The 24,085-nt window shown below is 43.0% G+C and carries 20 protein-coding genes; 1 reads left to right on the top strand and 19 read right to left on the bottom strand.

The annotated features are described in order from the left end of the window. Positions 1-30: 30 nt before the first annotated feature. The 19 genes from DQW11_RS02845 to DQW11_RS02750 all read right to left on the bottom strand — a co-directional run bounded on the left by DQW11_RS02845 (position 31) and on the right by DQW11_RS02750 (position 22,799). Complete coding sequence (locus tag DQW11_RS02845) at positions 31-888, bottom strand: ferredoxin reductase domain-containing protein (protein WP_113922484.1); 858 nt, start codon at positions 886-888, stop codon at positions 31-33. Positions 889-1,335: 447 nt separating this feature from the next. Then, positions 1,336-1,527, bottom strand: coding sequence for a hypothetical protein (locus DQW11_RS22180; protein ID WP_157966011.1), 192 nt, complete (start codon positions 1,525-1,527; stop codon positions 1,336-1,338). 224 nt (positions 1,528-1,751) lie between these two features. Next, positions 1,752-2,333, bottom strand: a complete 582-nt coding sequence (locus DQW11_RS02835; RefSeq protein ID WP_113922482.1) for an electron transport complex protein RnfA — start codon at positions 2,331-2,333, stop codon at positions 1,752-1,754. After that, positions 2,330-2,965: an electron transport complex subunit RsxE gene (gene rsxE / locus DQW11_RS02830; protein WP_113922481.1), complete on the bottom strand. Its 636-nt coding sequence runs from the start codon at positions 2,963-2,965 to the stop codon at positions 2,330-2,332. Before rsxE ends, DQW11_RS02835 begins: the two co-directional genes overlap by 4 nt. Continuing rightward, a complete protein-coding gene (locus tag DQW11_RS02825; RefSeq protein WP_113922480.1) occupies positions 2,962-3,669 on the bottom strand; it encodes an FMN-binding protein in 708 nt (235 codons plus the stop codon). Before DQW11_RS02825 ends, rsxE begins: the two co-directional genes overlap by 4 nt. After that, positions 3,666-4,679 carry an RnfABCDGE type electron transport complex subunit D gene (locus DQW11_RS02820; protein ID WP_113922479.1) on the bottom strand — a complete coding sequence of 338 codons (1,014 nt, stop codon included), beginning with the start codon at positions 4,677-4,679 and terminating at the stop codon, positions 3,666-3,668. Before DQW11_RS02820 ends, DQW11_RS02825 begins: the two co-directional genes overlap by 4 nt. Further along, positions 4,672-6,024 (bottom strand): electron transport complex subunit RsxC, encoded by a 1,353-nt coding sequence (rsxC, locus tag DQW11_RS02815; protein WP_198669833.1) that lies wholly within the window; start codon positions 6,022-6,024, stop codon positions 4,672-4,674. The genes DQW11_RS02820 and rsxC overlap by 8 nt, the downstream gene beginning before the upstream one ends. A gap of 4 nt (positions 6,025-6,028) precedes the next feature. Next, entirely contained in the window at positions 6,029-10,972 is a 4,944-nt protein-coding gene (locus tag DQW11_RS02810; RefSeq protein WP_232826660.1) for a 2-oxoacid:acceptor oxidoreductase family protein, read from the bottom strand. Positions 10,973-11,064: 92 nt separating this feature from the next. After that, positions 11,065-11,427, bottom strand: coding sequence for a HEPN domain-containing protein (locus tag DQW11_RS02805; RefSeq protein ID WP_113922477.1), 363 nt, complete (start codon positions 11,425-11,427; stop codon positions 11,065-11,067). A 1,047-nt stretch (positions 11,428-12,474) separates the two neighbouring features. Beyond that, a complete protein-coding gene (locus tag DQW11_RS02800; RefSeq protein WP_198669832.1) occupies positions 12,475-14,436 on the bottom strand; it encodes a sensor histidine kinase in 1,962 nt (653 codons plus the stop codon). Positions 14,437-14,748: 312 nt separating this feature from the next. Further along, the gene (locus DQW11_RS02790; protein WP_113922475.1) at positions 14,749-16,473 is read right to left on the bottom strand and encodes a tetratricopeptide repeat protein; all 1,725 of its coding nucleotides are present in this window, start codon (positions 16,471-16,473) and stop codon (positions 14,749-14,751) included. A gap of 187 nt (positions 16,474-16,660) precedes the next feature. Then, positions 16,661-17,119, bottom strand: a complete 459-nt coding sequence (locus tag DQW11_RS02785; RefSeq protein ID WP_113922474.1) for a DUF3368 domain-containing protein — start codon at positions 17,117-17,119, stop codon at positions 16,661-16,663. Then, on the bottom strand, positions 17,112-17,339 hold the full coding sequence (locus DQW11_RS02780; protein WP_113922473.1) for a UPF0175 family protein: 228 nt from the start codon (positions 17,337-17,339) through the stop codon (positions 17,112-17,114). Before DQW11_RS02780 ends, DQW11_RS02785 begins: the two co-directional genes overlap by 8 nt. Before the next feature lie 265 nt (positions 17,340-17,604). Continuing rightward, positions 17,605-18,510, bottom strand: a complete 906-nt coding sequence (locus DQW11_RS02775; protein WP_232826690.1) for an alpha/beta hydrolase — start codon at positions 18,508-18,510, stop codon at positions 17,605-17,607. 360 nt (positions 18,511-18,870) lie between these two features. Further along, a complete protein-coding gene (locus DQW11_RS02770) occupies positions 18,871-20,064 on the bottom strand; it encodes a carboxypeptidase-like regulatory domain-containing protein (RefSeq protein WP_113922472.1) in 1,194 nt (397 codons plus the stop codon). Between the two features lie 614 nt (positions 20,065-20,678). Then, positions 20,679-20,972, bottom strand: a complete 294-nt coding sequence (locus DQW11_RS02765) for a hypothetical protein (protein ID WP_113922471.1) — start codon at positions 20,970-20,972, stop codon at positions 20,679-20,681. Beyond that, positions 20,959-21,300, bottom strand: coding sequence for a hypothetical protein (locus DQW11_RS02760; protein WP_113922470.1), 342 nt, complete (start codon positions 21,298-21,300; stop codon positions 20,959-20,961). Before DQW11_RS02760 ends, DQW11_RS02765 begins: the two co-directional genes overlap by 14 nt. An 80-nt stretch (positions 21,301-21,380) precedes the next feature. After that, positions 21,381-21,992: a hypothetical protein gene (locus tag DQW11_RS02755; RefSeq protein ID WP_113922469.1), complete on the bottom strand. Its 612-nt coding sequence runs from the start codon at positions 21,990-21,992 to the stop codon at positions 21,381-21,383. Between the two features lie 36 nt (positions 21,993-22,028). After that, the gene (locus DQW11_RS02750) at positions 22,029-22,799 is read right to left on the bottom strand and encodes an HNH endonuclease (protein WP_113923179.1); all 771 of its coding nucleotides are present in this window, start codon (positions 22,797-22,799) and stop codon (positions 22,029-22,031) included. Between the two features lie 246 nt (positions 22,800-23,045). On the opposite strand from DQW11_RS02750, the gene DQW11_RS02745 reads away from it, so the two are divergent. Next, positions 23,046-23,936: a dioxygenase family protein gene (locus DQW11_RS02745; protein WP_113923178.1), complete on the top strand. Its 891-nt coding sequence runs from the start codon at positions 23,046-23,048 to the stop codon at positions 23,934-23,936. Positions 23,937-24,085: the final 149 nt, after the last annotated feature.

The raw sequence follows: 24,085 nt of genomic DNA, 5'->3' as shown, positions 1-24,085 counted from the left end.
GACCGTGGACTCATTTTCAGATTCACCTCATTAGTAGATCACCTCCGCCCACTTCTTCCCTGCGATCAGCTCTGCTTTTCTGTTTTCCCACTTTTCCTTTGAACCCATGATATTGATAAAAGCCTTGTTGAGGTTTTCTTTGACTTTTTCATATCCTGCGATGTAGATGTAGGTATTGCTGTAGGAGAGCATTTCCAAAACCTCTTCAGCCCTTTCCTCGATCGCTGCATCCAAGGAGATAGGATCTTCCCAATGTGGCCTTGGGCTCAAAGCACTGAAGGCTTCGAAAGTGGCTTCATCATAGTAGCTCGTCAGGTCGCCATCTTTGTCATTGAGGTACAGGAGTTCCAAACCGCTTTTTGCGCCGTAGAACAATCGGATCTTTCCTTTCCAGTCTTTCACATCTGCATAAATATGCTTCACAAAAGCCCTGAACGGTGCAATGCCGGTTCCCATTCCGATCAGGATCAGGTTGGCATTTTTGTCTGCAGGGATTTTGAATGGCAGTTCAAAAGGCCCTGTCACGGTGATGAAATCGCCAACTTCCCTATCACAGAGGTAGCTAGAGCCTACGCCTTGGTACAGTTCGCCGTTGAAGTCATCCACATAGGAGCATCTTTTGACCAACATGGTGAGTTGTGTTTTACCATCTTTTTTGGAAGGAATATCGGCCACAGAGTAGAGGCGGTGGTGGTATTCATTTCCAAATTCGCTGGCATGCTTCACGAGCACGCCAAAGCTTTGGTCAACCTGACATTGGAATTCAGGATCCTCCACCTCAAGCATGATTTCACGGATTTCCTCTGTATTGGCAGGAGTCAGGCGCTTGGTTTTCCTGACTTTGGCTTTGTATTGCGTTTTTGTATTGAGATCTGATAAGTAGGTCATTGTTGTGCTATTTAGAAGTTTGGTTTTTACTATTTAGTTTGCTCTTATTGAATGAAAGTCCACGGTCCATAGTCCATAGTCCACAGCCCGTTATTATGGTTTATTGACGTTAGTCCATAGTCCACAGACCAAAGTCATTTATTTTTTGGTTAATGGTTATTTGTCAACGGTCGACAGTCCATTGTCCACTGCCCGTTTTCTTCAATTCTTATTCTTTTTATCTACTTTCAATTATTCTCTGTCGACTGTCCCCTGAATACTGACCACTGTAAACTGACCGCAGTAAACTGACCACTGAACACTACACTACCGTCGACCGTCGACCATGGACCGTGGACTGAAAACTGCCCACTGAATACTACCCACTGCCTACTGAAAACTGCTTACTGATCACCGTGGACTGTCGACTGTCGACCGAGGACTGAGAAATTGCAAACTGCCTACTGATCACTGTTTACTCTTCCTCTCACACACCTTCACACAGCCACAATTGCCGCAGCTTCTTCTTTCTGCGAGGACATCTTCATCTGAGATGTTTTCAGAGAAGGTTTTTCGCCAATGGGATTGGACCAACACCCAAAGCAGCATCATCCCCACCAATCCCAAAATCCCGATCACAAAACTCCAAACTGTTTCCATTTTTGTATTTGCTTACTGTCCTTTTTACTGTCTACTTCTTACCTTCATCGGTCATCTGACATCGGTCAAACTTCCCACTTCTTACTTCCCACTTTTTACCTTTTACTTCTTACCATTTACTGACCACTCGTTACTTCCCACTTCCCCCTTTTTACCTTTTACTTTTTACCTTCTACTTCTTACCATTTACTGACCACTACTAACTGAATACAGCTAACTGAACCCTAAGATCCCAATCCCGAAAATCCCATAAATGTCAATGACAAGATCCCCGCGATCAGCAAAGTGATCACGGTACCTCTGACGACTTTTGGCACATCGGCAAAATCAAGTTGCTCCCTGATTCCCGCCATTAGGATCAGAGCAAGGGTAAAACCAATTCCCCCTCCAAATGCGAAGGCTAGACTGCCGAAGAAACTATATCCTTTGGCTGTCTGAAACAGCGCTACGGCCAATATGGCGCAGTTGGTCGTGATCAAAGGGAGGAAAATCCCCAAGGAACGAAAGAGCGCCGGACTCATTTTTTTGATGACCATTTCCACCAGCTGAACAGTGGCGGCAATGACGACGATGTAGCTGATGAGCAATAGAAAAGGCGCATTGATGGCTGTCAATAACTTATTGATACCAAAAGCACAGATTGAACTGATGATCATCACGAAGGTCACGGCAGCGCCCATTTTTGTGGCAGTTTCCATTTTTCCCGAAACTCCGAGAAAGGGACAGATTCCGAGAAAATAGGCGAGCACAAAGTTGTTGATCAGACTCGCATTGATGAAAATGTACCAAAGGGATTCAGATTTCATGCTTTTGCTTTTTTAAGTTTAAAATAATTGAAAAGGAAAAGCCAAAAGGCCAAAGTGAAAAAGCCACCTGCCGGAAGGATCATGATGATCCATTCCTGAAAGGATTCCGGTAAAACCGTGATCCCGAAGATGCTGGCATTTCCCAAAATTTCCCGGACAGCTCCAAGGCAGGACAAGGCAAGTACAAATCCCAATCCCATTCCCAAGCCATCTATGGCCGATTTCCAGATGGTATTTTTGGAGGCAAAGGCTTCAGCCCTGCTCAGGATGATACAGTTGACGACGATCAGAGAAATGAATGCCCCAAGATTCTTGTGTAATTCCACGCTGATGGCCTGAATGCCATATTCTACTATCGTGACGAAAGTGGCGATAATCAGGATATAAGAGGCCATTCGGACTTGCTTCGGGATAAAATTGCGGAGCGAGGAGATCAGGATGTTTGACATCACCAATACAAAAGCCGTGGCCAATCCCATCGCAAGTGCGTTGATGGCGGAGTTGGAAACTGCCAATGTCGGACACATCCCCAAAACCTGCACAAAGACAGGATTTTCACGCCACAGCCCTTTGATGAATTCATCGGTGGTGCTGGGAACAGCTTTCAAGTCTGCGATTTTTGTTGGTGTCATTTGGATTCGGGGTTTGGTGCCGATTTGAAAGTCTCTTTTTGGCTATAAATCAGTGGGATCATCTTTACTGAACTCTCGCCGATGATATTGCCGATGGCACGGGACGAAATGGTGGCACCCGTGATGCCTTCCACTTCCCATGGGTTTTTCTTCATGCCTGATTTCACAGGCACGACAGGGTTTTGAATTTTACTCAAATCTTCTGCTAGTGCCAATGTCAGTGCTTTGAAATTGGCGAGGAAGGTTTCATCCTTTTCGATTTTGTCTCCCAATCCCGGCGTTTCTTTACTTTCCAAAACATAAAATCCTACCACAGTTTGCGTCTCCGGGTCATAGCCATACAGGATACGGAGGATGTCTGCATAGCCCTGTCCGCTTGCTTCGATGGCGATACCTTTGAAGACATCCGAATCGTCATAACCTGCATAGACAAGGGTCTTGCTCCTGTCTTTTCCATCTGAGGGCACGAATGTTCCTTCTGCCGTCAATTCAAAAATTCTTGTCTTTGAGATCCCCGGCACAACTTTGAATACTGCTTTTTCGAGTGCTTCTGCCTTGAGGATTTCGATCCTTTCTTTGGTGCCTTCATAACTCAAGACAATGAGCAAAGCACAGATAACCCCGATGCCTACCATCGCGATCAGCATTTTCTTGCTGCCTTCGGTGGGGTTGGGTTGGGTCGATATGGTTTTGTTTGCGCTCATGATTTGGTCTTTTTGGTACCGTAAACCCTTGGCCTGATCAGGTTGTCAATGTGTGGGGTAAGTGCATTTCCCAGTAGGATGGCATACATCACACCTTCGGGAAGTCCGCCCCAAATCCGTATGACGACGACTATCAGTCCGATAAAAGCGCCATAAATAACCACACCTCTTGAAGTGATCGGCGAACCGACCATATCCGTTGCCATAAAGACCGCACCCAACATCAATCCACCGGAAAAGAGCATGAATTGAGGTGAAGGATAGGTCTGGTTATCAATGAGATAAAGTATTCCGCTTAAGACAAATACTGTAGTAAGAATGGCGACGGGAATTCTCCAGTTCATCATTTTCCTTACTGCCAAATAGATTCCTCCGAGAATGATCAGGACAGCAGAAGTTTCTCCCGAGGATCCGCTGATGAATCCAAAAGCAAGGTCTGCTGTATCCGCTGTGACTTTGTCAAACTTGAAAGCCGATAGGGGAGTAGCTCCCGAAATCCCATCTACCACAGGGGTAGAAAACGGGAAAGCGGCTACTGACTTTGAAATGCTGTAGAATCTTCCTTCCAAAAAGGAGGGATGCCAAGTTGTGATGGCGACCGGAAATGCGGCTTGTAAAAAAGCCCTTCCGACCAAAGCCGGATTGAAGGCATTGCTGCCCAATCCTCCAAATACAAACTTTCCTATTGCGATCGAAACGACCCCTCCGAGGAATGTCATCCAAAGCGGAAAGATCGGGGGCAATGTCAGTCCCAGCAAAATGCCTGTGATGACTGCCGACCAATCCGAAACAGTAGAGGATTTTCCTGACCAACGGCAAAGGGCATGTTCTGTCAAGACGCTCGAAGCGACTGCGGTGATGATGACCAAAAGTGCATTCAAACCAAATGAAACTACTGCAAATATGACAAGTGGCATCATGGCATAGACCACATTCCGCATGATCATATCCGTACTCATTCCTTGTCGGATGTGCGGAGAAGTGCTGATATGTAGGGTTTTGCTAAACATTGGCTTTGGCAGTTTTTTCGGCGTTGCGTTTTCTGATGATCCCTTTGGACAGCCTGAAATACTGTACAAGCGGGATATTGGACGGGCAGACAAAGGAACAGGAGCCGCATTCGAAGCAATCCATCAAATGGAATTCCTCGGCCATGGTATCATACCCTTCTGACTTTGCCAAAATGCCCAATTTCGATGGATTCAAAGAAATGGGACAGGCATCCACACAGGCCCCACACTTGATGCAGGGAAATATTTTTTCTGTTTTCGGGATATTGTCCTCCCCAAAAACCACAATACCTGATGTTCCTTTGACAATGGAAATATCCAGGTTGGAAACAGCAACGCCCATCATCGGACCGCCCATATAGACTTCACTGATGTTTTCGGCTGCGCCGACCTGCTCGAGAACATACCGCAAAGGTGTTCCGACGGGGATCAGGTAATTGCCTTTTTTCTTCACTCCCGGACCGGTGATCGTAATCACCCGCTCTTGGATTCCCTGACCATGCGGCAGCAGCCTGCCAATCTCAGCAGTGGTGGCCACGTTGACCACGACAGCTTTCACATCTATCGGTAGGCCTCCTGAAGGAACTTCCTTGCCGAGCAAAGAAGTGATCAGCATTTTTTCGGCCCCTTGGGGATATTTGACAGGAACTACCTGTACCCTCACAGGAAGGTCTGCAGGAATGAGTTTGGACAAATGGTCTGCAGCATCCTGCTTGTTTCCTTCAATGCCAATGATGACCTCTTTGGCCCCTGTGGCTTTGATCAGATAGCGGATACCTGTGTAGATATCATTGGCCTGCTCGAGCATGACACGGTGGTCAGTGGTCAGGTAAGGCTCGCATTCGATGCCGTTGATGATCAGATGGTCGCAGACCTTTCCTTCCGGGATTTTGAGTTTGACATGGGTGGGAAATGCCGCACCTCCCAAACCCACAATCCCGGCGTCTTGGATGCCTTTGAGGATTTGTTCGGGGTTTGCTTTGTCAAAGGCTATCGGAGCGCCTTCAATGACTTCCTGTCCCGAAAAGTGGAAAGTCTCGATGTATATGCCTTCTGTCATCTGTCCGGATATGACAGGGACTTTGGCTATTTTTCTGATTTTTCCTGAAACAGGAGCATGAACCGGCACGGACATATAGCCATTGGCTTCTGCCAAAAGTTGCCCCCTCACCACTTCCTGGCCTTCCTTCACAATGATGCGCGAAGGAGCTCCGATATGCTGCTGCATGGGAAGGATGATCAGAGGAGAGAAAGGAAACTGCCGGATGGGCAATTTATTTGTCTCCTCTTTGTTTTCCGGGGGATGAACCCCGTGTCGGAAGGTATGTGATTGAAGATTCAGCACGGTATCAGTTGAATTTTTCTCCCCTTTTGACCCATTTTTCAGCATCGGCAAAATTCCTGTCAGCAGGCAATCCCGGATGGATTACACCTGCAGTGCATTTTTCAGCAGCTTTGACCAGGTCCATGTAGCTTCCGCCTTCTGGATTTTTGATAAAGGCTTTCTTGTCGTTGTTGTAGGCGAATATGTTTGGATTGAGCTTGGTGCATTCATCGCAGGAAGTGCAAAGTTCAGTTTCGATCCAAGGTGCCATAGCGTCACCTGTGGCAGCAGCTTTTGGAGCGCCATTGACATTTGCCTTTGGTTCTTCCTGTACCAAGTCCATGATACCTGCGCCGTCATCTCCGGCCATTTTCATCAAGCCTCTTGCAATCCTGCTGACTACTTCAGCGCGGACTTTGCTTTCCACATCTTCTTTAGGAAGTTCTTTGGTATCGGAAACTCCGGCAATGGCCCTAAGCATGATCCAAAAATCACGGCGCTCTTCGCAGGATTCTACCATCGGTTTGGCTACCAAAACTCGGCTGAGCAGTTGCTTTTGGTCAACAGCCCAGATATAAGGGAATTTTCCTTCTCGGGCACTCTTGTCCATTTCGAGGAATTCGGACAAGACGATCATGTTTTCATTCCAAGTGTCTCTTGGGGCTTTTCGGAAATGCTTCCTGAACCTTGCCTCGGTGATCGCAAAATCTGCAAAAGTCATGGCCACGGTCATGGTTTTTGGCCTGCCACCTTCGATGTATTTCAACTCATAGGTTGGCCACAATTGATCCATGGCAGGGTTTCCATCCAAGTCGAATGCTTCCTGAGGTGTTTTTCCTTTGTCAGGATTGTATCTGAAAATCGGGTAGGCCCTTGATTCCATCGCCAACTTCGCCTGATGTGCACCGAGGTCATCGGCCACGCCATGTTCGGGTTGGCAGGTAGTGTAGAGGTTGAACAGTGCCGGACGCTTGGTCAGCAAACCTTCGATAAATCCTTCGATCATGTGGCTTGTATTGGCCAAAGTTCCCTGCATCACATAGGTATTTCTATGCGCCATGGCGATGAGGCCGATTTCTTTTCTCGGTTCGGACTTGCCTTTCCAGACTTTACCATATTGCGCCATGTCAGAAACCTGCCCGATAAATCCTGAGGTACAGGCCTGTCCACCGGTATTGGAGTACACTTGGGTATCGACCACGATGACTTTGATAGGTTTGCCGGAAGCCATCATCCTGGATAGGTTTTGGAATCCGATATCATACATCGCACCGTCACCGCCCAAGGCTACTACCGGAGGACACAATTTCCATTCTTCGTCTGTGAATTGCTCCCAATTGAAGTAGGTGAAGAAATCTCTTTGTTCTTTGGGATTGTAATTTCCTTTGAGCTCCATTTCGGCTTTTCGGATCAGTTTGAAGCCATCTGACATCTTTGCCATATGGCCTTCAAAGATCCCCATCGCCAAGGAGGTACTGTCTTGGAACAAGTGGTTTGCCCAAGGGAATGGATATGGATTGTAGGGATAAGTACTTCCCCATACCGAGGTACAGCCTGTCGAATTGGTCATACCCATGCTGGATCGGCCTTTTCCGGTGGTTCCTCCAGTGTATCTCCAGAGAAGGCTTTTCAGTCCTGAAAGGATATTGGTAGTGTTTGTCAACCAATCCGGATCGATAGGGTCTGTTCCCCTTTCTGATTCCATCCTGCTTGCAATGCCTGAGATGGTCAGGTCAGTGCCATGGGTTTCTGAGACGATTTTGGACATCAGGTCAGTATCCATGAGGTTCATGGATTTCATTAGCCTGCTTTGGATATGCTTTTCCAGTTTGTCTATCAAGCCTTCAAGATAAGACACATGTTTTTCAACACGGGGAAGCATCAGGGATTCGACAGTAGCCATAAAGAGGTGGACGACTGATTTCTCCGAGCAACCCAAACATGCCCCGTCACCACTCGCAAAACTCTGGTAAGCATTTTTGTCAAGGAGGATGGTTTCAAGTGGACCGATTTTCTCTTCGAGATCGTCGATGCGGTTATATTTCTTTGGCGTATTGGGAAGGTCGGACCATACGCTCCATTCTTCTCTCAATCTTGCAATGGAATCGTCTGTTTGCTTGACCACTTTGAGAGCATCGTCGTTACAGACTTTCACGCATTCCATACAGCCTTTGCAGGTGTTGGGATTGATGGTGATGCTGAACAAACCGCCGCTGTTTGGTTGCTTTTTTTCGTGGAGGTCATAATAAGGTCGGGTTAGGGCAAATTGAAAATCTCCCAATTCTTCCCTGAACCATCCTAGTTCAACTCTCAGAAGAGAATCCTTTTTCTCAGTTTCCAAAACCTGGTCTATGGCTTCGTTGATGAGCATGTTGACAGTGACGCCTTTGTGGTCTTCATTGAAAAGTGCCCTGATTTTTGGTTCAATCTGCTTCACAGTTTTGGGTAGAAACTCCAGTTTGTCATGGTTTCTTTTTACCCTTTTCAAAACAGTATCTAGCACATCTGAGAGTTCACTGACCAATCCTGGAATGGCAGTATCGGGACATATGGTGTAGCAATTGCCACAGGCAGTACAGTTGTCGGCGATCCATTCGGGATGTTCGAACCGGATACCTGTCATGTCTCTGAATACAGATGTGGCAGCCGGGATGACACTAAGACCGATAAATGGATCTGTGAGGTTGTCATTTCCTCGACCGCTTTGGTAGAAACTTCCGGTCTGTTCCCAAAACCGGTGGATATCGGTAAGGTTGGATTGGCTTTTTGGCGCGTCTTTGAGCATAGTCGGGATGACAGGAATAAGTTGACCGTTGGATTTTTCGGTCTGCACTCCTAGCACCTTGTTTTTGATCTCATGGACTTCGTCAAATCCTCTTCTGACGACGCGCATGTTGTCATCTACCACACGCTGACCTTTGCCACCGAATTTGTGTTGCAGTTGGTCTTCGATGGCTTTGAGCAGGGCGACATCTGTCAGCCCTGATTTTTTCATCAGCGGAGATGCTGCAAAGAAAGCCCCTTGGAAAGCAATCCCCTGCATCCTGAGTTGGAGTTCGGGGTCGGTGGCTTCTTCCCTTGCAATCTTGAATCCATCTACATAGAATACATGGATATCATTGTCTATGATGGTTTTTTGGTAATGTTTAGGAACGTCCGCCCACACTTCATCAGCAGTCTTTCTTTCGCTTTGGATGATAAATGCACCTCCGTTTTTCAATCCTGCCAAGGCATTGGTATGCTTGAACACATTGGGATCAGGAGAAAGCACCACATCGACAAAGTAATATTCGCAGTTGATGGTGATCGGCTCAGGAGCTGCCGCCAAGTAGTAGGTGGTCGGCTGCCCTTTCTTTTCAGAGCCATATTTTGGATTGGCTTTGATGTCATAGCCAAGCAGGTCAAAAAGCGTCATGGCCAGGTTTTTACCTGTCGTGATCGCACCCCAACCGCCGACAGAGTGGAACCTGACGGTGATCGCGTCCTTGGGCATCAGGTTTGGATTCTCAGAACCATGGACAGCGAGTTCCTTGACATGGGGATAGGCTTCCTGTATATTTTCCTGATGTTCCCTTTGTTTTGGGGTAAAGGCATTTTCCCTGATAAAGTCAATGGAGAGGTAAAACCTCTTTTTGTGTTTGCCATCCGGCAACATATTCTCTATTGCGCCGATGATGCCTTCAGGCTGAAGGTCACGGCTGCCCATACCAAAAGAGCCTGTGTACAAAGCGGGCATTTCGCCGGCAGTGTAAGAGGGAAGTTCAGGATAGGGAAGGTCTTTTTTGTGGTTGCCGTTTTCGATGCATTTGGTGATGACGGAGCGGACTTCCCGCATGATCGGGGAATCCTCAGAAAGCGGTTGGTCCAATCTTTCCAAAATCGTCACGCCTTTTTTTCCTTTCAGGACTTTTCCCAAAAGATCCGCCGGGAAAGGCCTGAACATCACCAAGTCAACGACCCCGACTCTCAGTCCCCGTGTTCTTCTCAAATAATCCACCACTGCTTCGGCACTCGAGACGACACTGCCTTGTCCGAGGATCAGGTATTCGGCATCTTCTGCCCTGTACGTCATGACCCTTTCATACTTTCTGCCGGTGAGGGCATAATAATCTTCAAAAGCCTGATCGGTAATATCCTTGATATGGTCAAAGAAAAATGGCCTCTGTGCCGCGACACTCTGCATGTAGGAATCCTGATTTTGGACGATGCCTGCCATCATGGGATTGTCCACATCCCATACTTCGGGGATTCTACGACGCGTATCGCCATAAATCATCCTTTGGGCCGGAGTGGGAGTGGGGATGATGTCATCAGGCCGTCCGAGGAATTCTTTGATCAGTTCCCTTTCAGGAAGCATCAGAGACTCGATAAGGTGGGTGGTAAGAAATCCATCTTGAGCAATAACCCCGGGGTTCAGGGCAAGCTCAGCGATTTTGTGCGAAATGATATTAAGGTCAGCGACGTGCTGTGCTTTTTTGGCAAACAGTTGAAAAAACCCTGTATCGTCGATGGCATGGTAATCATCATGGCCTGCGTGGACGTTGAGGGTGGATTTGGTCATTGCACGGGCACCGATATTGAGCACGTAGGTGAGTCTTTTGCCGACAGCGGCATAGAGTGATTCGTGCATGTAGGCGATACCCTGTCCGGAAGAGAAATTGGCCGAACGCAAACCAGTCATGGAAAGGCCGGCGGTAACAGCCGCAGCGGCATGTTCGCCTTCAGGCTCTATAAAAATCAGAGGCCTATCCGATATGTTCAGATGGCCTTTTGCAGCCTCTTCTGCCCAATATTCACCCATCTGGGTAGAAGGTGTGATGGGGTAGGCTCCTGCGGCATCGGAAGATTCCCTTTCACACATGATGGCAACGGTGTTTCCATCCATCGCTACCCTGGTTCCTGGGTATTTGAAGTTGTTTTTTTTATTTTCCATGACAGTAGATGGTTTTTTCAACAGATTGAAATGCATAAGGATATTGGTTTGAGGAGGAAAAAAAATCAAATCAGGAGGAGACCACAAGGATGAATCATCCTTAAAGGAATATTCCCGATTTTTTCTGATCAGCCGAAGCCGACCATGTTTCTTGTTTTGGAAGCAAGTTCAATGAACTCCTTTGCGGTATGGGTATTCATCCACAAGTCCTCAGGGTTGCCTTGGCGCAAAAGCGGGTCAAGGTTGAGTTTCTGAAAAGTAGGGTTGATATTGCGGCATTTGTCCAATAAGTCAGAGATCGAACTTGAATGGGAGACAGCCTGTCCTTGGCTGATGAGATATCCTGCCATAAATTTTGTGATTGCCTTATAGGCATGCTTACATACCATATAGTGTACTACATCTTCTTCGGGTCTGCAGAGTTCCTCTTTGGCAGTTTGGAGCATTTCGTCAGCTTCCTCGAGGATGGTTTGGGATTTCAGGTTGTTCATGACAGGGTATTTTTGGTGGGCATTTGATCCTAGTAATGTGTTAAAAGTATCTAGTTAAACTAGATAAAAACCTGACATAAATCAGCCAAAACCATGATTTGCATCAAGGGAGAAAAAGGGAAGGTTTGAAGTGGCAATTAGGTGGTTTTGATGGATTTACCATAAAGGTCACGGAGGGTGCAGAGGAATTGGTGAAGGTGAGGGGTAGGGGGATTAAAAATGGTTTCCAATCCAAATTCGCAGTTCATTCAATTAAAAAAGGTAACCAATGGATTCTCTCCAAACATTTCGGTATTTGAAATTCTCTATCTAAAGGGATTCGTGACCGAAATACCCAACTAATCCGAATCTATACCATGGGCTCCGGTGCATGAAGATTTGATTGACAATTAAATTTAGTTTATAACCTTACCCATGGCTACTCATATTTCGCCCACTACGGGGCTTTAATCCATTCAGTGTTCAGGTTGTAGAATCTTATACTTTTGATAAACTCAATAATGAAACACCAGTGGGGAGGAAGCGAAATTCCGGGCCGGCGGGGGTCCGTGTGGAGGAGGATTATTTCGCTAGTCCCGATAATTATCGGGATTGGTTACTTTTTGTATCATGACAAAAAGTGACACAAGAAATAAACGCGAGTCAATTAATCACAAGGATTGTAGAAAAAAAACAATAAGATTTTCCCAACCATTTCGGTATTTGAAATTCTCCATCTAAAGGGATTCGTGACCGAAATGCCTAACTCATCCGAATCTATACCATGGGCTGCGGTACATCAAGATAAGAGTGAGTATGAAATTTTGTGCAGTACCTTACCCATGGCTACTTCTATTTCGCCCACTTCGGGGCTATTTCTCTGAGCGTGAAATGCCTAATTTTTCCAATTCAAATATGAGTTACAGTGCATGAGGATTAGAGAAAGAATGAAATGCAGTAAGCACCTTACCCATGGCTATGGTTGTTTCGCCCGCTTCGGGGCTATACTAAAAATATTTGATCAAGTTGAAGGAATTCCTGAATTCCAATAATGAACCATCCAACAATTTAAACCTTGGCCGTTACCTGCCTCTCAAAATTGATCAAAATCATGGTTCCGTTACTGACATCCTGTATCAATTTCCCATCTATCTGTCGGGTAAGCAAATCCACCAACTGTGTCCCAAAGCCGGTGCCGATAGCTTTTGCATCCAAAGGTTTACCCACTCCGTCATCACTGATTTTTAGCTGGAAATTGTCTTTTGTCAAATTTTTCAAACTCAACTCAATGTTTCCTTTTTTACCTTTAGGAAAAGCATATTTCAAGGAATTGGTGAGAAGCTCATTGACTATCAGTCCCAAAGGCACTGCAGTATCCACGTCCAGTTCAAGCTCACTCATTTCGATATTTACTTTGATCCTGTCGGTTTCATTGTAGGAGTCCAAAATATTCTCGCAGAGGTTTTCAAAGTAATTTTTCATTTCAATAAATGCCAAATGCTCACTTTGATAAAGCTTCTGATGCAAAATACCCATGGACTTTACCCTGTTTTGACTTGACAACATGACTTCCTGCATGTTGGGGTCCTCGATTTTGGCAAACTGTAATGCCAACAGACCTGATACGACTTCGAGGTTATTTTTGACACGGTGATGGATTTCCTTCAGCAACAGGACATTTTCATCATTTTTTGAAGAAAGCTCCTTTTGGGTTTGGGTCAGGTTGGCAATCATGGCATTGAGTTGGTGGGTCCGATCTTGCACTTCCTGCTCCATCGCAAGAAAAAGCCTGCCATATTGATTGGTGATGTAAATGTAAATGCCCAATGGGTAACTGATATACAGCAATATCAGGTCAAGATAATAAAGTGAAGTGCTCAGCGAAATGATATCAGCGACAATCATCCTATTGACCAATAAGAAAACAGAAGTGCCTATGGCCCCAAACGTGACATATATTGCCCCTTTATTTTTTTCTTTGATGGCTATCCTCATGATAACCACCATCAGGATAATGACTGCAAGGATAATGGTAGCATCAAAAAGAATAAAATTGAATACATGGACAAAGTAATTGACGGTTCTAAATAGCGCCAACCAAACCAAATGCTTGGTCCATTTGAATTTTTGTATTCTAAATAGGGTACTTAGGGAATATGGCAATAGGCTATATCCCAAACCAAAAGAGGTGGAATTTAAAATACTGCTGAAAATCGGATTGGAGAAGCCGTTTAGATCGACAAACAGAAGAATATGGGCGCAAATGGCTGCACATAAAAAGAAAAAAGTGATGAGTGTAATCACCAGGTAAGGTTCCTCTCTTCTGAATTTGACATACAGCAGCACATGCAAAAGCAATAAGATGGACAGCACCACTACGATAACCGAGAGCGTGGCAAAGCTATTTGCATAGCGAAAGTCAGAATATTGTGCGCGGACTTCAGCCGAAAAACCGATGTTAAAACCTAAGTTTTCTGAAAAAAACCGATAGATCTGATGGTTTCTTTTTGCCTGATGGTTTGAAAATCTGACGGCCAAGGTGTGGAATTCCTGTGGTGTGATTTTCAATGACCTGTCACCTGCGTAGTCGGGAGTATAGGTTTTTTCCTGTTGGGGGTCTTTCGAGAAATTCCCGTAAGTCCCCACAAGCTCCCCGTCAAGATAGATTTCCGCTGCTCCCCAAGAATAAAAATAGAGCCTTTCGATGGCTTCGATGGTTTTTGGGTCTGAAGTAAAAGTGATCCTCCACCATCCATACCCGGACCACAGGCTGTCCGGCATTTGGTAAGCTTTTAAGTCCAGAGGATCTATCTTGTACCAATTGCTGTCATCAAAATCAGGATTGGCCCATTCGGGATTGTCTCCGGGTTGGTACCGCCAACCGTCTTTGAATTTTAATTCTAGCAAACCTTCCTTAAACATGCCTGCATCTACATGTGGTATTTGGGCATAGGAATCTAAAGTGCTGAAATAGAAGATTATGAAGACATATACCGGAAAGTATAGATATTTTGATATAGATGGTTTCAAATGAATTTGGGGACAATTCAGCATACTCCAAACATAAATTTATTTTTTGAAATAAGGTGAGAAAAGTACAGCTTTTGGTAAAGATAAATTAAAATAAGGAGGGAGATGGAATGAAAAATTATCATAAATGTAAAGTCAAAGCGACCTCAGAAAAATATTCAATTAAGGTAATCACAAGAATAACCTCCTTGGAAATACAGAAGTCAGGTGGTTTTGCAAAAAAAATGACCAAAACGAGAAGTCGGTCCAAATATATCAGTGAGGACAAACTAGTGGTCAGATTCCCGCTTACTCCTATAAGTCAAGACAAATTTACCTTGTAAAGCAGAAGGAATTTGCCAGATAGATCAAGGTATTGGGAGAATTCTCGTCAATTTTCAAAACCAGATCCTTCCTTTTATTCTTGTCAATGCGGGAGTATTTCAATTCCGAATCAGCATATTTCCATGCTAGATCAAATTGTCTCTTGATGTCCTCGGCTTCCTCAAGTTTGTTTTGCCCTTTCAGGCTTTCATAGAGGCCATTGAGTGCGAAACCATTTTTCCGCCAATAGCGCAAATCTTCCCTGCAAACTTCCTCAGCGGCTACATAATCCTTGTTGTTCATGAGGGCATCTCCCAAAAGATGTCTCACAGAAAAAAACCAATCAGGAGGTTCATTATAATTTAAGCCATCTTCCAATTCAACAGCTTGTTTCAAAAGGGGAATTGCTGCTACATACTCACCGGAGTTGGTGAGTATTTCTGCTTCCAAAACCTTCGAGCCTATCATACAAACCTGTTCTGCAGGATTAATTGCCCAAATGATGATTCTTTTGACATCTTCAGATGCAGTCAATTGATTCAGAGCATCAAGTTCGGACCGGGCTTCATTTGGTTTGCCTAAGTTGGCATAGGCCATTCCCCTTGCATAGTGCCAAATGGCTTTGGGATATGCTAGGTCTTCATTAGGTTTTGGACTCACAAGTATTTTTTCCCATTGTTCAAACTTCACAAGTACATGCAAGGGAATGGTTAGGTAGTGCAAAACCGTTTCAAATCCTGATTCATGAAAATACTTTTCATCCAGAATCGCTGCTGTCTTGAAAGCCGCCTCGATGGATTTCGATCCTCTCCCTTCAAATGTCGCCGTTGCTGCCAGGAAATGGTAATTGTGTGGGTAATACAATTGGGGATAAACGCCTTGCGATTGACATTCTGCTATGTAGATACTGTCGGCAATGACCGCTTGTTCATTGGCTATAGAACCTTCATGATAATCTCCGGTATTGATATAAATGTGAGAAGGCATATGTACCAAATGCCCTGCTGATGGTACCAAAGTCTTCAATCTTTCGGCACTTGCCAAAGCTTTATCAACATCGGGTCCTGCTTCAGTTGCATGGATATAAAGGTGGTTGGCTAAAGGATTGTTTGGATTGAGGGTAATGGCTTTCTCCAATACTTCAAGCAATTCGGGAGTCCAAGGGCGGGGTTCTTTTCCTTTTCTATCATAAAAATCCCATGCATGTAGGTTCATGATGGATTCAGCATACAAGGTTGCCACAAAATCGTCCTCCTTAAATTCGTTGAACGCAGCTTTCATCGAAACAGCGTATCCTTCGTCATCAGTGACCAAGGAATCCGATGGGAATTTTATCTTCAGTGCTTTGATCACAGCTTGCTCCCAAGGGGAAGCATCGGCGCTAAATTTTACGGCATTTTCAACAGCAGTCCTGATGTCATTGATGGTGCCCATGTTTTGCCCTCCGGAATTGTAATTGGGGCCAAGCACATAAGCAATACCCCAATAACCCATAGCAAATGTGGAATCCTGCCTGATTGATTCCCGAAATGAGCGCTCCGCTTCGGCATGATTAAAGCCATTGGCCATGATTACTCCCTGATTAAAAAAAAGTTGGGCATACTCAGAATTCGTGGTCACTTTGACCTGATAGTCTCCGATGTTATTAAGAATCGGAGCCTCAAAAGTCGGTTTTCTGTCGATACAATTTGTAAAAACAAGAACCAAAACAAGGATTAAAGCCGATCTTTTCATATCAAGGCAATTTGGGTTAGTGCATGTGGTGGATCTTCAAAAAATCTTTAAAGCATACCATATAAAAATAAACAGAATTTGCGGGTTTAACATGGGCTGATATACATAAAGATTGGATTAAGGATGAGTTGAAATATAGCACCTTGCCTAGGGTAAATATTACTTCTCCCACTTCGGAGCTATCTTTTTAATTTTCATTTGCTTCTAGCAGTGCACTTTGTTCCAATTCTTCAGAAATCCTGAAATTTGTTTCTCTCATTTTATCCAAGATTGGCTTAATAGAGGGAATTAATCCCGAATTCTTGGCTTTAACTATCACACCGAGAGTTCCAGTTACTGATAGACCCAATCGTTCTGCCACCTTTCTCCCTTTCCAATCATCAAGAATCAGGATTGAATCAGCCATTTCCAATGCCAATGCAATAGCACTAGCTTCTCCTGCGTCAACCTGCAGTTCAAGCAATTGCTGTCGATAATTGTCACTTGCATTTTCAATTTCAATCCAATGCGGCAATTCATCACCGAATTCCAAAAAAATGGTTTGTGTGATGGTTACTATTTTGTAGAGTTGGCGCAATAAATCAAGTTCTCCTATTTTTGTGAGAATAATCAAACAGCTTGTATCTGAAATAATTACTTTATGCATTTTTGACGTCTCTTGTCAAATCAGTAGGTGGGTAATTGAAAATTGAGACATCGTGTTTACCTAAGAGTTCTGCAAATGTCCGCTTAGTAAGACCTGCCAATTCCGCAGCTTGTCCCAAAGAAAGTTTTCCTTTTTCATAAAGTGAAGAAGCGACGATCATTGCTATTTCTTTATCGTCCAGATCAACGGTGTCCGGTACTCTAAAATTTACTGTTCTCATACTATCAAAGATAGTTAATATCTAATGGTTTTGCCTTCAATATAGCAGTTTTTTCAAAGACAGTAATTTAGAGCAATTCGGAATTTAAACAAGAATTAAAAAAGTATAAAATTTGATCAAGCCTATTTCTAGACTGGGTCAAAATTTTTAAATGCACAAAATACAATCTTTGGATTTAAAGATATTCCAAGACCTCCCAGAATTTGAGGGATACCGAATTATCTTTCCAAATTTCAAAGTGAGAGGATCTACCAACCCATACCCTTTACTTTCCTGCTAGGAACTTATTGACATCAAGCCAATGGATAAAGGCATCAAACCAACGGTTACTCGTCCGGTTTGGATTGCCGAGACCGAAACCGTGTCCGCCATTTTGGTAGAGGTGGAATTCCACAGGAATACCTGCCTTGTGCCAGGATTCGATCACCCCAAACTGCCCCTGAAACAGAAAATCATCCGTCGCGATCACATTGAACATCGGCGGAGCATTCTTAGGAACTTCCACAGGTCCCATCCCGCCATAAATCGGTCCGATAAAGGCAAGCTTCATGGTCTTGGAATGCAGGGTAGAATGCATCGTCAGCCCGGCACCTGCCGAGAAACCGATCATTCCAATCCTATCGGTATCGACGCCCCATTCCTTAGCACGCGCCACAATCATGGCGTAAGCAGCCTCGGCATCTTCAAGTTGGTTGGATAAGTCTCTCTGTGGTGGACGGGGGGGTGTGGCAGGTTGAGTAGAACCTGAAGCAGGGGCAGGTGGTGCTGTCCTGGGGCGGTTCATCCACGCCGAAAAATCCTCCAAAGACTCCGGAGTGGGATTGAGGCGGTACTTGAGAACGAAAGCCGCGATTCCCTGCTTCGCAAGTGCCTCTGCGACTTCCCAACCTTCATTGCCCATCGACAGCCAACTGAAACCTCCTCCCGGCGCAACGATTACTGCAGCACCGTTTGCTTTTCCCGGTTCAGGGAGGAAAGGTGTGAGGGTGGCTGTGGAGATATTCCGCGCCATGGGATCGCCCCACTGTCGGAACCATGTCTCAGGTGCGGGTTGGTTTTCGACACCACCTGTGCCAAGTAGGATGGCCCGCGGTTCTGCGGGTGCTTCGAGCGGGTAGATCGTCCCGTCCTGTGCCAAGGCAGCAGAAGCAAAGACAAGGAAACAGACCATAAAGGCCTGAAGGGTAAAGAATTTAGGGACGTAGGTCATGGTGGAGAATATGGTTAATAGGTTATTTGTCATGGATTAATAAATCCTAGAGGGCAAAAGGCTACTAGGGGTTTTTCTGTTCTTAGAGAAAGATACAAAAAACTGTCAATTTTACACTTATTTATTTCTGATCTGCTTTGCACTTACAAGAGTGGTTAGAAACCATGTTTGGCTTGCAGAAAAAAGCCTTGATTATATTCCAAAATGCCCTCAAGATTTGCTAAAAACATAATCTCTCGGAACTTATATGTCAGAAGGTTAGGTAATAATCAGTGCAAGTATCAAATGGATTACTACCCAAACAGGCAAATTTTGACATGTCTATTTATCTAATTTGTAGTCCAGAGGCATGAGTTCACCTATTTTTTCCCAGCCCATATATCCTTCCAAAAACACCCCTGACCTGTTTCCATAAGTCCCGTTTTTGAAAATCTCCACTTCCATGTTGTTCAGTAAAAGAATTGATTGTTGGTTCCCTGGTTTTTTTGTGGAGAATTGTTGTAAATATTCTATGGACTCTAATTCCTTGGTGTAGGTAACATGGAGCAGGTTGTCAAAAACAAGGTACTTACGACCTTTTTCATCTACACGTACCAGGTCGCTATCCGGAACAATTTCATCGATAAGCCTGTCAAGGTGTGGGTTTAGGCGCTCCTTTCGAATAAAATTTTTATTGAGCGAATCCTGTTCTGAGGAATTTGCGCTCAAGGCATTCAAATCCTTGGCAGCATCGATTTGGCTTTGCGATGGCCTTCCGGGGTTATCGGTTCGGACCACTGTCCTAAACTCAAATCCTTCCTCAGCTGTAGTCCCCTCGTACAAACTCCGGATCAGGTGCTGAAGGGAACCTAAATAGGCTTTTCTTCTATTGGTTGCGATCCGTTTGGCTTTGGATTTTGTCAACGTAGTGTCGGCAATAAACTGTGGATACCCACTGAAGTAGAATGATTTGCTTCTTTGTGAATAGGTAAACTCTTCAAGTAGGTATTCTACCCTGTAGCCCAAATTCAAGTTTTTGATCTGAAGGAAGTCAGGGGCAGAGACTTTAAGCGTTTGAGGTTCCGAATCAGAATCCAGGCGCAGGATGATTTGATTTAATATCTTTGATGCTTTGGCATTTTTGGATGTTCCCAGAAAGTATTGTTTGAAAATTGCCAGGTTTTTATACCAAATAGGGTCCCTTTCCTCTTCTATTTTGAGAGAGCCTAATTCTACATATGACGGAGTAAGAAAAATCTCATAGGGGTCCTTTTGCATGTCGGGTGTGGAAAGCTTGATGATGTTGGGCTGATAACCCAACACATTAAACAATACTTCATAGCTGCCTTCTGGAATCTCCATGGAAAAGTAGCCTTGCTCATCTGTACTGGCCCCTAAAGTTGTCCCGGTCAGAAATACTGAAGCAGAAGGAACTCCCTTCTTACTCGCAATGTCCAATACTCTTCCTCTGAATTCTACCTGGGCCGTGATAGCCAATGGGAGAAGAAAGAGCACTATTGAAAAAAGGTATCTCATAGGTTTATTTATTTTGACAGCTACAAGAAAATAGATAAGTTCTTAAAAATCAGAAGTTTAACTTCAATTTGGAAAGGAATGATTCACGGTTTTTTTCAGTCGTATAAGACAATTTCGTATTCCCTTTCTTCTTTTTGATGCCATACAATTTTCGGAATGTAATTCCTTATTTCAAAATGAAAGAATGCGAGACAGGCTTGGAATCCTATTGCATCCCTGTTGCTATTTGGATAGAAAAAATAAAAGGGCGGAATTTCAAATCCCACTCCCCGACTTGAAATCCAGAATCCTCTTCCTCAGAATACTCCTCCTATAAAACAGCTGTGGTAAGGAGAATATGGTTAAAATTGGAGTTTGCGCTAGGCGTAATTTTTAATTACGCCTTCCTATCATTTTAAATTTGTAATTCTTTTTTTGATGGAACAAAGAACAGTAGGTTTGATATCCAATTACAAATTGGGAAAAATAAAAGGGTGGAATTACAAATTCCACCCAGTCTAGCATCAAATGTTTAACTAAACCCAGAGGGGAGCACCTTTCTTATTGAGGATGGTAGCCAATTACAAATTGGAAAAAAATAAAAGGGGCGAAATTATAAATTCAACCCCTTTAATTCAGTCATTTTGCTCCTTTTTAATTTCAATTCTCAACTTTATGATTTCCAACTTTTTTTCTAAAACCTCAATTTCCTTTTGCAATTCATTAATTTTTTTTAAAAAAGAATTTCCGAATTTTTTATTGTAGATATATATTAAGTATAAATAAAACAAATACAATCCTATTATAATAAAACCTGCAAATACTTCAAGTCTGCTTAAATTCCACATCGAACCTGCAAATATTTGGTCTTGAATAAAGTATAAGCCAAGGACAGAGGTTATTACTATGATTATTTTAAGAATTTTCATTTGTTCTTAGTTTACGAATTTTAGAAACAAGAATTTTTTTCCTAAGCATTAGTTCAAGAATTTGTTTTTCATTACTTAGGCTTGCTACAGTCATTTTTTCTTTATGAACCACATTTAAATAGCCTATTTTTGAATTATTAAGAATAATAAACAGAATTACAGATGTTGAATTAATTATACCTAAAAATATTAAAAAAATAGCATTGGTTTCCCACCTTGATTTTGAAAAATGATGAATTATATAAGGTATATCAAAAGATCTTTTTAATGACCAAAAAAGAATTATCAAACACATAACAAGTAAAAATATTTCAATTGATTTTTTCATTTGTTTGCATTTTTTACCTTGTCAATTTGCTAATTATATTTGGCAGTGGATGTTTTTAGAGCTTAGGGATTAAAGTAAGTTTAAATTACACCTAAAATTTTTCTAAATTCTTGCTCAAGTTCGTAAGATAATTTTTCTAAATCTCTTATTAAGTAAATATTTACTTTGTCTCTTAATCCACTAAATCTTTTGTCTTTTGATTTAATTGCTATTATTTGTTCTTCTAATAGTTTAAATGAACCCAAAAAAGTTTGAGTTTCTTTATTTATAACATCTAATTGATTAATTAAATTGTCAATAATTTCACAAAGTTCTTTACTAAAATAGATTCTATTTTTGTGGAAGTATGTACTGAATTCAGGAGCTGTGATTGTCCATTCATTAATTCGGATTTCTAAATCTAGTTTTTCATTTTTTGGGTCTAAGTTCATATTGAAAAATTGAATAACTACTAATTTGTAGTCAAAAAGTTTTTGGTAGAGTTCACGAATAACAATGGCTCTTTCTTTGTGAAGAGAAGCAAATTGAATTTGATGGGAGATGTTTATTTTCTCAAGGTTACTTTTATGATTTTCAATACTTTTTTGTAAATAATCCTCAAATAATTTTTTTGAAAAATATTTAATAAAACCAAATGCAAAAAAAACCGCAATTGAAAATCCTCCAATAAGTTCTAAAATTTCCGTATCCATAATTAACTATGCTAATTTTCATTAAGAGATAAATGCTCATTTTTTAATCATCTTTTTCATTTCATCAATTGAAAATGGTGGTTCTTTTTTATGTAAAATGGCATGACAGTTTGGACATATTGGTTTCAAATCTTTGATTGGATCCACTTTATATGTTTCTCCAATTTGAGAAATTGGTATTAAATGGTGTACATGTATGAATCCTTTCCCAATTTCCCCATACTTCTTTTCAAAATCAAATTCACATACTGAACAAATTGCTTTCCAATGTTTAATACATGTTTTTCTAGCCATTAAGTTTCTTTCAAATGAATTGACTAGAACGATTTTTTTCAAGCCTTCAAAAAATTCAGTTTCAATGTCTGGAGGTAGCTCTCCTCCATAAGAAATGCCTGTGAGGTTTGTTTGCTCTAAGGCGATTTTAAGTTCAGATTTTAATTGCCAAATATTTTTTGTTCCTTCCTCCCAGACATTAAAAAACAAGAACCAAAATTTATATTGATTCTCATTAAGTTCAGTGAATGCTATATTATATTTAATAGCAATTTTTTGGGCATATTTTTTTATATCAAGATTGAGAGGTCGGAGCGTTGTTCCTAAATATCTGGCAATTTGGCTAGCATAGGCCTTGTGGTCTTGAAATGTATATAGTTCCTGAAAGATTGATAATTCAGTTTCTTTTGCAAGTTCCTTGTCCAAAAGAATTTTGCACCAGTCATCAACATTCAATTCTTTGGATTTACTAAGATTTATTTTTAATTCTTCAAAACTTTCTTCTTTGATTTCAGAATTTATTCCTGCTTTCATAGGTTGCACAATTCTTGGCATTTTGCTTCACTTTTTCTTCTTTTCTAAACATAAAACTATTCCTCTAATTATCCAATACATATACAGACTTTAAATAATTCCCCGAAAAATATTTCCCCCGTTTCGGACAGATTATTGGCCTGTTGGTACTTGATTCATTGGGCAAAAGCGGATTTGACCAAATATTTTTTTAGATTGGTGAGGGTGCATCGTGCTCCATCCAAAAGAACCAAAACAGCAAGGGAAATGAAACGGAGAAACTTCATCAAAACATCAGCCCTCTGCGCCACAGCGGTGAGTGCATTCGGGTTTATACGCTTTGACGGGACAAGGTATGTGGGAGATTGCGCCACGACTTCCGATATTTTGGGGCCATTTTACAGACCCGGCAGTCCCGAGCGGCACAACTTGGTTGTAGCCGGTTCGAAGGGCCGCAAGGTACAACTCCTCGGTAAAATCCTCCATCAGGACTGCACCACTCCTTACAAAAACGCCAAGGTCGAGTTATGGCACTGCGACGAGGAGGGGGTCTATGACAATTCCACTGCTGCCTTCCGCTACCGGGGTACGGTCCATACCGATGCCGATGGCAATTATTCCTTTGAGACCATCCTTCCCGTGCCCTATGATGCGGGGGGAGGCTTGATCCGTCCGGCACATTTTCACATGATGGTGACCGCGGAAGGCTATCAGCCTTTGGTGACCCAGCTGTATTTTACGGGGGATAAAAACATCCCCAAAGACCCTTGGGCCAAAGCTGCCAAAGACCGTCAGTTGAAAGTGGAGGACGATCCAAAGGGTGTCAGCAAAGTAGTATTCAATGTGGGCATGGCAAGGACCTTGGCCGTCGAACCTGCTTCCATCGACAAGCTGACAGGAACTTATGTCCATGAAAATGATCCCAAGAAAACCCTCAGCCTGTTTAATAACCATAATTCCCTTTGGCTCAAAAATGAGGTATTTGGAGAAGAATATGTGTATGCAGGTAACAACCTCTTTGTCTATCCAAGCAATCCTGAGGGGAGTTTTGAAAAGCTTGAGTTTGACATCAGTCCCTCCGGGGCCATCAAGCTGACGCGGTCTTTCCAATATGTTGATCTGGGTAAAGGTACCGAAGTGTATGTCAAGAAGGGCTGAGGATTCAGTATTCAGTAAACAGTCGACAGTCCACGGAGGATGCTGGTGAGTAGACAGTTTACAGAGGGCAGTTATCAGTAATCATTATGCAGTGTTCAGTTTTCGGTTTTTTGTCACGTCTTCCGTCTTCCGTCTTCTGTCTTCCAACT

It is taken from the genome of Cognataquiflexum aquatile (genome assembly GCF_003316845.1).
Classification (GTDB): Bacteria; Bacteroidota; Bacteroidia; order Cytophagales; family Cyclobacteriaceae; genus Cognataquiflexum; species Cognataquiflexum aquatile.
The sequence above is the reverse complement of the archived record's forward strand: the minus strand, read 5'-3'. Positions and strand labels throughout refer to the sequence as shown.

Excerpts from the sequence above, each read along its gene's own strand:
- DQW11_RS02845 (WP_113922484.1), bottom strand. The coding sequence starts at position 888 with ATGACCTACTTATCAGATCTCAATACAAAAACGCAATACAAAGCCAAA.
- DQW11_RS02790 (WP_113922475.1), bottom strand. The coding sequence starts at position 16,473 with ATGAAAAGATCGGCTTTAATCCTTGTTTTGGTTCTTGTTTTTACAAAT.
- DQW11_RS02785 (WP_113922474.1), bottom strand. The coding sequence starts at position 17,119 with ATGCATAAAGTAATTATTTCAGATACAAGCTGTTTGATTATTCTCACA.
- DQW11_RS02780 (WP_113922473.1), bottom strand. The coding sequence starts at position 17,339 with ATGAGAACAGTAAATTTTAGAGTACCGGACACCGTTGATCTGGACGAT.
- DQW11_RS02745 (WP_113923178.1), top strand. The coding sequence starts at position 23,046 with ATGAAACGGAGAAACTTCATCAAAACATCAGCCCTCTGCGCCACAGCG.
- DQW11_RS02835 (WP_113922482.1), bottom strand. The coding sequence starts at position 2,333 with ATGAAATCTGAATCCCTTTGGTACATTTTCATCAATGCGAGTCTGATC.
- DQW11_RS02770 (WP_113922472.1), bottom strand. The coding sequence starts at position 20,064 with ATGAGATACCTTTTTTCAATAGTGCTCTTTCTTCTCCCATTGGCTATC.
- DQW11_RS02755 (WP_113922469.1), bottom strand. The coding sequence starts at position 21,992 with ATGGATACGGAAATTTTAGAACTTATTGGAGGATTTTCAATTGCGGTT.
- DQW11_RS02775 (WP_232826690.1), bottom strand. The coding sequence starts at position 18,510 with ATGGTCTGTTTCCTTGTCTTTGCTTCTGCTGCCTTGGCACAGGACGGG.
- DQW11_RS02750 (WP_113923179.1), bottom strand. The coding sequence starts at position 22,799 with ATGAAAGCAGGAATAAATTCTGAAATCAAAGAAGAAAGTTTTGAAGAA.
- rsxE (WP_113922481.1), bottom strand. The coding sequence starts at position 2,965 with ATGACACCAACAAAAATCGCAGACTTGAAAGCTGTTCCCAGCACCACC.
- DQW11_RS02825 (WP_113922480.1), bottom strand. The coding sequence starts at position 3,669 with ATGAGCGCAAACAAAACCATATCGACCCAACCCAACCCCACCGAAGGC.
- DQW11_RS02810 (WP_232826660.1), bottom strand. The coding sequence starts at position 10,972 with ATGCATTTCAATCTGTTGAAAAAACCATCTACTGTCATGGAAAATAAA.
- DQW11_RS22180 (WP_157966011.1), bottom strand. The coding sequence starts at position 1,527 with ATGGAAACAGTTTGGAGTTTTGTGATCGGGATTTTGGGATTGGTGGGG.
- DQW11_RS02760 (WP_113922470.1), bottom strand. The coding sequence starts at position 21,300 with ATGAAAAAATCAATTGAAATATTTTTACTTGTTATGTGTTTGATAATT.
- DQW11_RS02820 (WP_113922479.1), bottom strand. The coding sequence starts at position 4,679 with ATGTTTAGCAAAACCCTACATATCAGCACTTCTCCGCACATCCGACAA.
- DQW11_RS02805 (WP_113922477.1), bottom strand. The coding sequence starts at position 11,427 with ATGAACAACCTGAAATCCCAAACCATCCTCGAGGAAGCTGACGAAATG.
- DQW11_RS02765 (WP_113922471.1), bottom strand. The coding sequence starts at position 20,972 with ATGAAAATTCTTAAAATAATCATAGTAATAACCTCTGTCCTTGGCTTA.